Here is a 10088-nt window from a genome sequence, read left to right as displayed (position 1 = left end):
TTCCGTAAATCGCTTCTTGCTCATGATGTAATCCCCCCGTTGCTTACTCTAGTATACAAAAAGGTACCCACAGCCTGAACACCTTTTTTCTAAGTGTCCAGTCTATGGGTACCAGTGTAATCTGATGGTCTTTTTTAACATTATAGGGTTAAAAATTTTGCTTAAGCGGACTGCGAAATTCTATACCAAAAATAAACTTCCGCTAAATCGCGGTCGCTCGTCTTTGAAGCACTTCAATAAAAGCTTTTCTATAGTGTTTATGCGCACTAGCACAAAAGTGGAAAAAGGGATGAGCGTGGGATGGAGAAGCGTTAGCGTCCGCTTTTAAAATCATGTCCCGGCCGCTTTTCATCTATTCAGAGGGACATGATTTTAATTGGTGGTCGGAATCCCACGCTCTTCCCCATACAACACGCGAAAATGAACTCCAGTCAGGCGAGATGCCAGATTTTCTTACTTGAAGCATTATAGGCTCAAACTATCAAAATCATAGATTTTATATCTTTGTCAGATGCGGCCTTTTATGGTACAAATGTAATATTAATAGACTAGGAGTGAATGGAATGTCTGAAGTGAAAAAGATTGCTGTAATCGCGGGCGATGGCATCGGCCCCGAGGTTGTCGGAGAAGCTTTGAAAGTACTAAAGAAAACGGAAGAAGTATTCGGCTACCGTTTTGAAACCGAAGACGGTTTATTCGGCGGTATCGCAATTGACGAGAAAGGAACTCCGCTGCCGCAGGAAACGCTGGAGCTTTGTAAAAATGCGGACGCTGTGCTGCTTGGCGCGGTAGGCGGCCCGAAATGGGACAATAACTCCAAAGAACTGCGCCCGGAAACTGGTTTGCTCGGTATTCGCAAAGCGCTGGGCTTGTTCTCGAATATTCGTCCGGCTGTTATTTTCGACTGCTTGAAGGACGCTTCCACATTGAAGCCGGAAGTGCTGGAAGGCACTGACCTGATCGTCGTGCGCGAGCTGACCGGCGGCATTTATTTCGGCGAGAAATTCCGCCGCGAAGGCGCTAACGGACAAGAAGCGGTTGATACATGCGTATACGACGTGACTGAAGTGGAACGTATTGTTCGTCAAGCTTTCGAAATCGCCCGTACCCGCAGCAAAAAGCTGGCGTCCGTCGACAAAGCGAATGTATTGGAAACATCCCGCTTGTGGAGAGAAACCGTCAACCGCATCGCTCCGGATTATCCGGATGTTGAGCTGGAGCACGTGCTGGTTGATAACTGCGCGATGCAATTGCTGCGCCGTCCGTCGAGCTTTGACGTTATCGTGACCGAAAACATGTTCGGCGACATCTTGAGCGACGAAGCGGCTATGCTGACCGGTTCGATCGGCATGTTGTCCTCCGCGTCGCTGGGCGAAGGCGCATTCGGCTTGTACGAGCCGGTACATGGTTCCGCTCCGGACATCGCAGGCCAAGGCATCGCTAACCCGATCGCTACGATCCTTTCCGTAGCGCTTATGTTCCGTTTGACGTTTGGTTATCATGACGCGGCGGAAGCCATCGAACGCGCTGTAAAAGAAGTGCTTGACGCCGGTCACCGCACAGGCGATATCGCCGTTGACAAGAGCAAAGCGATTGGCACTATAGCTATGGGCCAACTGATCGTTGACGCGATCCGCAAGTAATCTTTTTATAAGAAGCATTTCGTATGTTCAAAGCCTGGAAGCAGGCTCCGAAAAGGAGCTTGTGTTCCGGGCTTTTTGGTATGGAAAAAGGGCTTTTTGTTATGAATAAGGAGATGCAATGTTGGGGCAAACGAAATTGGCGTACACCATTTTTGAGATGACAGAAATATATTATATATTCACAAAAATGGAAAAAACAATATACATAACTAGAAACTTTATGCTAGTATATCGTAGATATAAATTAACAAATTGTAAGTATATGATGCAAATTGAATTGATTAACGTAAGGTAAGCGTGTGAATGGAGGATCAACATGTAATGCTGGCGAATCGAATGCTCACGATGTTTTTATTCATAGCGATTTTTGCGGCCGAATTTGTGGCCGGATTCTATATAAGTTACTTCAACGAGTTTATGCATCCAGATGCGCTAAGCCGCGTTGCAAATGCATTTTATGTTTTATACAGCAGAGACCCGCATCTTGCAGCTATCGGTTTTGTATGGAATCCACTGCCAAGTTTTATGGAAATCATTCCGCTGCTGTTTTATCCGCTTTTCCCTGCATTAGCCTACGATGGGCTTTCTGCCGTGATCGTCAGCAGCCTTTTTGCCGGATTAAATACGGTGCTGCTGTATTCGGCCGGGCAGCGTTACGGCTTACCCGGATGGTTTAACTTAACGTTCTCACTGTTGTTTTCACTGAATCCGTTTATTTTTTTGTTTGGATTCAACGGATTAAGCGATGTGCCTTTTATATTTTTCTTAATGTACACAGTGGTTCATTTTACACATTGGATGGACACAAGACATCCTTCAAACCTCATATTTTCCGGCTTTGGGCTTGCACTTGCTTTTTGGACAAGGTATGAAGCAGTGCTGGTCGGAGCGGCGCTGGCTTTTTCCATTGTTGCGTTATTACTTGCCCAAAGCAGCTCCAACGCAGATAAATTATCGAAAAGGTGGAAAGAAACGTATTTCCGAATCGAATCCTCTTGGATCGTCCTCTTATTGCCGGCCGTATTTTCCGGATTGTTATGGCTGTTGTTTAATAAGATGTTTACGGGTAATTCGCTTTACTTCCTAAATTCGGAATATTCCAATTCGGCCCAGTCCGCAAGTTTGAAAACGGATGTTCAATTTAGTGAAATATTCAGCAATCCTTTGGTTGCTTTAAAGATTTGCTTTCAGAAAACACTATGGTTCTCCGCACCGTTGTTCGGCGTATTGCTGGTACGGGTGATCAATAAGCGGTTGTTTCGCTCGGATGTCATCGCTATCATGCTTGTATTTTGCTCTGTTCCCGCCTTGCAGTTTTTATTGCTTTTAAATTCATCCTCCTTCGCTTGGTTCAGGTACTTTATGTATGTATTTCCTTTAACGGCAGCTTGGATACCTTATGAGCTGAGCAAAGTAAAATCCAGCTTATTCCAATATGGAATCGTCATTTGCAGTCTGATCGTGACCATCGGCTTGCTTGGTTACGCGATAACTGATCCGTCCATTGCTCCCGATGAAAACACGTTGCTTACTTTTAAAAGCGGACAGTATAATCAGAGCATTCAACTCGACCGTTCTGTTGCCGCATGGCTCGACGAACAACTGCCGGATAAAACAATTCTTACGGATTCTGCGTCGGCTTATATGATTATTATGAGCAGTAAAAATCCGAGGAAATTTCTAATTACAAGCGATTTCGAATTCAAAGACGCTGTCAGCGATCCGCCCGGCAAAAGCATCGAGTACATCCTGCTGCCCAAACCTCCCGGTTACAGCACGATCAATTCCAAATATCCCGACATGTTCGAGAATGGAAGTAAATGGGCGACGTTGTACAAAACGTTTCAGGACTCAACGAATCACTTTGAATGGCGGTTATATCAGGTAAACTAACGGGTAATACGGAAGAACAGGGAAAACATGCGTCTTCGAAACGAACGCGCTGCAAGGCAGTGCTTGATGCGGGTCATCGTACAGGCGACATTGCGGTCGAATAAATCAAGGCGATCGGCACATTAGTAAAGGGGCAATGGCTCTCGAGGCAATCCGCTAGTAAGCGTAATGAGCTAAAATATCTATATATCAAAAGCCTGGAAGCATCTCCTGCATGGAGGTGTTCCCGGGCTTTTTTTACATTCTATTGCCCATGTAAGCACATTATTGTTATTTGCATGCATATTTTTCCGGCTGCTGCTTGAAGTACGATGATAGGCAGATAGGAAGACGCAGGATGATTTGACAGCCAATCACAGCGATTTGCTTCTACGAAGGAGGGATGTGAAACGCGGTTTGTACCGGCTGGCATCCATTATGGTATTTTGGCCAAAAGTGTCTGGTCCGCCGCGAGCTGCGAGTTTGATTCGGACGGTTTGCAGCCACAAGATTCAACGGTATCTGGCAGTATCGGTTTGCAAGGAACAACTTTAATGGAGGGAATGAACATGAAATTGAACAAATGGCCCAGATGGCTGATTTGCGTCATGCTGGTAATCGCTTTGGCAGTAACTGCGGCAGGGCTGCCGTCCGGCGCGCCTTTTGTGGGAAGCGCTTACGCGGCGGGCGACGTAATCGTGGACAACGGGGCGGCCGTATTGACAGGAACATGGGCGACATCGACGTACAAGACCGGATATTATGGAAGCGATTATGTATTTAAAGCAGGCGGAACGGGGACGGCTTCGGTCAAATGGACGCCGAATTTGCCGGCAGCCGGCGACTATTCGGTATATTACTGGCTGCCTGACGGAGGAGGCGACCGTACGGACAGCGCGGCTTTTACCGTGTATTACAGCGGCGGCTCGAAAAATTATGCAGTGAACGAACAGCCAGCTGGCGGTGCTTGGGTATACCTTGGGACGCATCCTTTTGCCGCGGGCACTGCGGGGTACGTTCAGCTCACCGATCAAGCAGGCAGCAGCAGCTACGTTATTGCCGATGCGGTGAAATTTGTTCCATCGGTCATCGTGGACAACTCGGCGGCGGCCGTTACCGGCAGTTGGACGTCCTCAACCTATCAAAGCGGTTACTATGGCGCAAACTATTTATTTAAAAACTCGGGAACAGGGACCGCCAGTGTCAAATGGACACCCGATCTGCCGTCGGCAGGCAATTATGGCGTCTATTACTGGCTGCCTGCCGGTGCGCCGGATCGCGCGACCAATGTGACCTTTACCGTGTATTACAGCGGCGGCTCGAAGGCATATACGGTGAACGAGCAAGCGGCGGGCGGCGCGTGGGTGTTGCTTGGCACGCATCCTTTTGCCGCAGGCACAAGCGGGTACGTTCAGCTCACCGATCAAGCCAACAATACGTATGTCATCGCAGACGCCGTAAAATTCCAGCCCGCAGGCGCTCCTGCCGAAGGCCAGTACGTGGTGCGGATGGATGTGCCGAAGCAGGTCATTTGGGGGCTTGGTGTGGAAATTCAAAGCGACAGCATCGGATCGGGCAATAACGGCCTGCCGAGCAAAATTTCCGGGGTACCGCACGATTTGGTCAGTTCGGAAAAAACACGCCTTTACACGCAGCTGCTCAAAGGCTTCCGTTACGTCAGGCTGGCGATGGGGCTTTACTTGCGCGGCACTACAGCGGACGGCAAAAACGTAGTGGAACGGTATCCGGGACAGATGGCGGAATTAAGCGAAATGATCCAGCAGTCCGGTATGGAAGGGGCATCCGTAGAATACTGGTCGCCAACGCCCTACTGGAAATCGAACAACAGTTATATCGGAGGATCGCTCAAACAGTTCGACAGCACGTTTCTGAATGCGTTCGGAGACGCGTTGGTGCAAGATGTCAACTATTTGACGAGCAACGGCGTTCCCGTAAAGATGTGGGGACTGCAAAACGAACCCTCAGTCTCGACAAGTTATTCGACTGCGGTGTACAATTCGCAACAATACCATGATACCTTTGCCGCCGTTGCGCCGAAAATCAAAAGCGCCTATCCAAATATGTTCATCCATGCCAACAGCGAAGGCGGGCAAAATGGCGTCGGCTCGGCCTTGATCCGTGCGGACAGCACTGCGCTGAGTTATGTGGACGGCTGGACCTGGCATAAAATCGGCACGGATTCGAACGACCAGATTACGGGCAGCGGCACTTATAATTCCAACACGGCGGGGAAAGTCGTGTTCAACAACGAATTTGAATATTTGGACGGCAAAACAAGCGAAGCCAAAATGATGAATACCGCCCAGTCGATTATGAACTGGATGACCTTCGAAAACTCGCCTACGTGGTTCTGGCTTCATGCCTTGAAGCCGACCTACAATTCGGAATCGGAGGGATACGGTCTGGGCTTATGGCGTCCGGACGACGACAACGATTTCAGCAAATATCCGAATATCCAAAAAGGCCATTTCGATTATTTGCCGACCAACTGGCACGCGGTGCAAGGTTTCTTGAAATATATGCCTTGGAATTCGCAGCGCTACCAAGTCGACGAAAGCTCCGTTCGCGGCGATAACCGGATTATGGCTTGGAAAACGCCGGAAGGCAAAATGGTCGTTGCGCTGACCAACCGCAGCGGAGCCGACTATACGTTCCATATTAGCGGCATGAGCGGCACTTTTACCGGCTACCGTTTCGGGAAAGTCGATGAAAATATCAATCTTGGCGGCAAAAACGCCAGTGATCTGAATGTCACGGTGCCGAATAACGGGATCGAGTTCTGGGTGCAAAATTAGCGGCAACAGAGTTAGAACGCCGGGAGACGCTTCATAAATCTGAAGCGCCCCGCCAAGGCTGGCCGGCTTCATTAGTCCCTTTGGAGCCGGCCGGTTGCCGTTATTAGCTGACTTAAGCGTCAAAGCGATATGTTCACTAATGAAAGTACAATATTGTTACTTGCATGCATATTCTCGGGCTGCGCGCTTGATGTACGATAAATACGAAAGATGAAAGCGCAATCAGAGAAGGGTGAGGCCATTGAATGAACAGATCGCTTACCGTCGGCAGACAGCGGTAGGCAGAGCGGGACCGCGGAGCCGACTGCTGCGGAAAATATGGAGCTACCGCATGTTGTACTTTATGCTTTTGCCGGGAGTCGTCTATTATATCGTGTACCGATACGTACCGATGTACGGAACCATTATCGCGTTTAAGGATTTTCAAATCACCGAGGGCATCGTCAGCAGTCCGTGGGCAAGTCCCTGGTACAAACATTTTCAAACCTTCTACACCTCGCCGTACTTCAGCCAGCTTTTGGTGAATACGATGCTGATCAGCTTGTATAAGCTCATCTTCGGCATATTTCCGCCGATCGCGCTGGCCGTGCTGCTGAACGAATGCCGGCTCGCCTGGTACAACCGGCTCATTCAGACGCTGACGTATATGCCGTATTTTTTATCATGGGTCATCATCTATGGGATGGCGGTCGCTTTCTTCTCGGAAAGCTCCGGTATCGTCAATAAATGGCTGAAGGAAGCGGGTTTTGATTCCATCCCGTTTCTGACGTCGACATCGTGGTTCCGCAGCGTGCTGGTCGGCTCCGACATGTGGCAGCAAACCGGTTACGGCGCGATCATTTATTTGGCTGCAATGGCCGGCATTGATCCGACGTTGTACGAGGCGGCCCGAGTGGATGGAGCGAGCCGCTTGCGGATGATTTGGCACATTACGCTGCCCGGCGTTCGAACGGTGATGGTGCTGCTTTTGATTTTACGGCTGGGCCATTTTCTGGACGCAGGGTTTGAGCAAATTTATGTCATGTACAACGTGCAGGTGTATCAGGTGGCCGATATTCTCGACACATGGGTGTTTCGGACGGGGCTGCAGCAGCTTAATTTCAGTCTTGCCGCCGCAGTCGGATTGTTTAAAGGATTTATCGGCATTGCGCTTGTGCTCTCCGCTAACCGGCTGGCCCGCAGGTGGGGGGGATCGATATGGTGAATAAAATAAGCAGTGGTGAAGACCGCATCGTCAATACACTCGTTTATGTGCTCCTCGGAGCCATTGGCTTATGCGCGTTGTTTCCGATGTTGTACGTCTTCTCGGCGTCGGTGACGCCATACTCCGAGGTGCTTAAGAACGGCGGTTTTGTGATTATACCGACTTCGCTCACGTGGAACGGCTACAAGCAGCTGTTCCAGCAGGCGGCGATCCCGAAATCGCTGCATGTCAGCGTCTACATTACGGTGGTCGGAACGCTGGTCAACATGGTGCTGACAACCTTGATGGCTTACCCGCTCAGCCGTAAAGATTTGCCGGGGCGGGGAGCGCTGCTGTTCACGATCATCTTCACCTTTATTTTTAGCGGCGGGATTATCCCGACCTATTTAATCGTAAAAAACACCGGTTTGCTTAATACGGTGTGGGCGATGATTATCCCTAATGCCATATGGAGCTACAACGTGCTGATTATGAAAAGCTTTTTCGATCAGCTGCCGGAAGAAATATACGAATCGGCCAAAATCGACGGGGCCAAGGAACTGCGCATCCTGCTGCAAATTACAGTCCCGTTATCCGTTCCCGTTATTTTGACGCTGAGCATGTTTTACGCCGTATCGCATTGGAACGAGTTTTTCCAAGCGATCATGTATGTCTCCAGCCGCTCATTGTATCCGCTGCAGGTCGTCGTGCGCGATATATTGACGCAATCGGCGTCGGCCGATGTAACCAGCGCGGACATGGTGCCGACGCTGACGCTGCAGATGGCCGCCGTCGTGATGGCGAGTCTGCCGATTATCCTGGTGTACCCGTTGATCCAGAAGCATTTTACAAAAGGCATGATGCTTGGTTCGGTCAAAGGTTAGAGCATTCATAAGAGTTCAAAAAAGGAGAGGTTGTCATGCGTCACTTTAGAAAAAGAGGTCACTCGATATCCGTTTCCGCATTAGCCGTCCTGATGACGGGGACTTTGCTGGCGGGCTGTGCGCCCCAAGCGGAGCCGGCTGCCCCGGCAGCACCGGCTTCAGATGCGAAGGCGAGCAACACGCAGCCGCAGCCGGCCAAAACCGGCGATGCCGCCGCACCCGCGGCCAAAAGCAGCGGCCCGGTTACGCTGGACATTATCGAAAGCGCGGCGGCGCTGCCTGCGGCCGATGCGGATTTTATCAAGCAAGCGCTGGAGAAGGCGTTAAATGTGAATTTGAACCTGACGTCGTATACGGCGCTGAACGATTACGTCAGCCAACTGAACGTACGGGTGGCCGGAGGCAACAGCCCGGACTTGTTTCAGGTGACGGACAGAGGACAGCTGGCCCAACTGGCGGATCAAGGGCAACTGCTTGATTTGACGCCTTATGTGGCGAAGCTGGATAAGGTGAAGAAGTTTCTGGGCGACGATAATCTGAAAAAAGGCTATTACAACGGCAAGCTGTACGCGGTTCCCAAACAGCCGGTTATCGATTACTGGACATATTGGATTCGCAAGGATTGGCTCGATAAGCTGAATTTGCAGGTTCCGACCACGGTCGACGAACTGCTTCAGGTCGCCAAGGCATTTACGGAAAACGACCCCGACGGCAATGGCAAGAAAGATACGTTTGGCATCACCGGCGGCGGTGGCGGTGGAGCCCAGGTGTTTGGTTCCAACCCGGGCGTAGCGACAGCGTTTGCTCCCGTGTTCGGCGCTTATGGCGTAGGGCTGCCGGGCAGTATTTACAGCAAAGGCGGCAAGATGGTCGATGCTTACCATGATCCGGCGATGAAGGATGCCATTCAATCGATTCTCAAATTTACCGGCGATAAAGTGGTTGATCCGGATCTTGCGGCTAACAACGGCCTTCAGCATCAGCAGAAGGCGATTCAGGGGCAGGTCGGTATCGTATATATCGACTGGGCCAACATTTCCAAGGATCAATTCGCCGATCAGATCAAATCTGTCAACCCGAACGCGCAATGGGTTCAGATGAGCGCGCCGAAAGGTCCAGGGGGCCAATTCGACGGCACTTGGGATTCGGGCACAACACCTATGCTGCTTGGCTTGTCCAAATCGCTTGAGAAGAACCCGGAAAAGCTGCAGAAGGTGATCGATCTGCTGAACTATGTTGCCGATGGCGACGGTCTGACGCTGGTGCAGTACGGCATTAAGGATAAGCATTATACGCTGGAGGGCGGCAAACCAAAACCGACCGACCTGCTTGGTAAAGAAGGCGGTTATATCTGGTCTTATCAATTCGTAGGCCGTCCGGAGCTGGAATATTTGCAGGGCAGGTTCGATAAGCAGGCTAAATATATCGACTTTACGAACAAGCAGCCGCGCATCCAAGCGCTGAACGGCTACGTCGATATTCCGAAGGGCTACAATAAGGCGGATGCGGAGCGGTATGCCTCCGAAGAATTTTTAAAGTTTGTGTACAATAAGCGACCGCTTGGCGAATACGATGACTTCTTGAAGACGCTTGACGGCCAATTCGGCTATAAGGCTTATATGGATGGCGCCGCCGCACAGCTGCAAACGCTTGGCGTGCTGAAATAGCGGCTTGTTGGCAGCCGCAGCGC

Annotated in this window: 6 protein-coding genes; all 6 read left to right on the top strand. The window is 50.3% G+C overall.

The window, feature by feature from the left end:
* The first annotated feature begins 563 nt into the window (after positions 1-563).
* The 6 genes from leuB to EYB31_RS33215 all read left to right on the top strand — a co-directional run bounded on the left by leuB (position 564) and on the right by EYB31_RS33215 (position 10065).
* Positions 564-1643: a 3-isopropylmalate dehydrogenase gene (gene leuB / locus EYB31_RS33240; protein ID WP_131017884.1), complete on the top strand. Its 1080-nt coding sequence runs from the start codon at positions 564-566 to the stop codon at positions 1641-1643.
* A 321-nt stretch (positions 1644-1964) separates the two neighbouring features.
* Positions 1965-3536 (top strand): glycosyltransferase family 39 protein, encoded by a 1572-nt coding sequence (locus tag EYB31_RS33235; protein WP_240763136.1) that lies wholly within the window; start codon positions 1965-1967, stop codon positions 3534-3536.
* A gap of 548 nt (positions 3537-4084) precedes the next feature.
* Positions 4085-6331 carry a golvesin C-terminal-like domain-containing protein gene (locus EYB31_RS33230; RefSeq protein ID WP_165452747.1) on the top strand — a complete coding sequence of 749 codons (2247 nt, stop codon included), beginning with the start codon at positions 4085-4087 and terminating at the stop codon, positions 6329-6331.
* A gap of 331 nt (positions 6332-6662) precedes the next feature.
* Positions 6663-7535, top strand: a complete 873-nt coding sequence (locus tag EYB31_RS33225) for an ABC transporter permease (protein WP_131017893.1) — start codon at positions 6663-6665, stop codon at positions 7533-7535.
* Positions 7529-8398 carry a carbohydrate ABC transporter permease gene (locus tag EYB31_RS33220; protein WP_131017880.1) on the top strand — a complete coding sequence of 290 codons (870 nt, stop codon included), beginning with the start codon at positions 7529-7531 and terminating at the stop codon, positions 8396-8398. The genes EYB31_RS33225 and EYB31_RS33220 overlap by 7 nt, the downstream gene beginning before the upstream one ends.
* 35 nt (positions 8399-8433) lie before the next feature.
* Positions 8434-10065 carry an extracellular solute-binding protein gene (locus EYB31_RS33215; RefSeq protein WP_131017878.1) on the top strand — a complete coding sequence of 544 codons (1632 nt, stop codon included), beginning with the start codon at positions 8434-8436 and terminating at the stop codon, positions 10063-10065.
* Positions 10066-10088 lie beyond the last annotated feature (23 nt).

Source organism: Paenibacillus thalictri, assembly GCF_004307995.1.
Classification (GTDB): domain Bacteria; phylum Bacillota; class Bacilli; order Paenibacillales; family NBRC-103111; genus Paenibacillus_AF; species Paenibacillus_AF thalictri.
The sequence above is the reverse complement of the archived record's forward strand: the minus strand, read 5'-3'. Positions and strand labels throughout refer to the sequence as shown.

Coding starts and splice junctions, on each gene's coding strand:
- leuB (WP_131017884.1), top strand. CDS start 564: ATGTCTGAAGTGAAAAAGATTGCTGTAATCGCGGGCGATGGCATCGGC.
- EYB31_RS33235 (WP_240763136.1), top strand. CDS start 1,965: ATGCTGGCGAATCGAATGCTCACGATGTTTTTATTCATAGCGATTTTT.
- EYB31_RS33230 (WP_165452747.1), top strand. CDS start 4,085: ATGAAATTGAACAAATGGCCCAGATGGCTGATTTGCGTCATGCTGGTA.
- EYB31_RS33225 (WP_131017893.1), top strand. CDS start 6,663: ATGTTGTACTTTATGCTTTTGCCGGGAGTCGTCTATTATATCGTGTAC.
- EYB31_RS33220 (WP_131017880.1), top strand. CDS start 7,529: ATGGTGAATAAAATAAGCAGTGGTGAAGACCGCATCGTCAATACACTC.
- EYB31_RS33215 (WP_131017878.1), top strand. CDS start 8,434: ATGCGTCACTTTAGAAAAAGAGGTCACTCGATATCCGTTTCCGCATTA.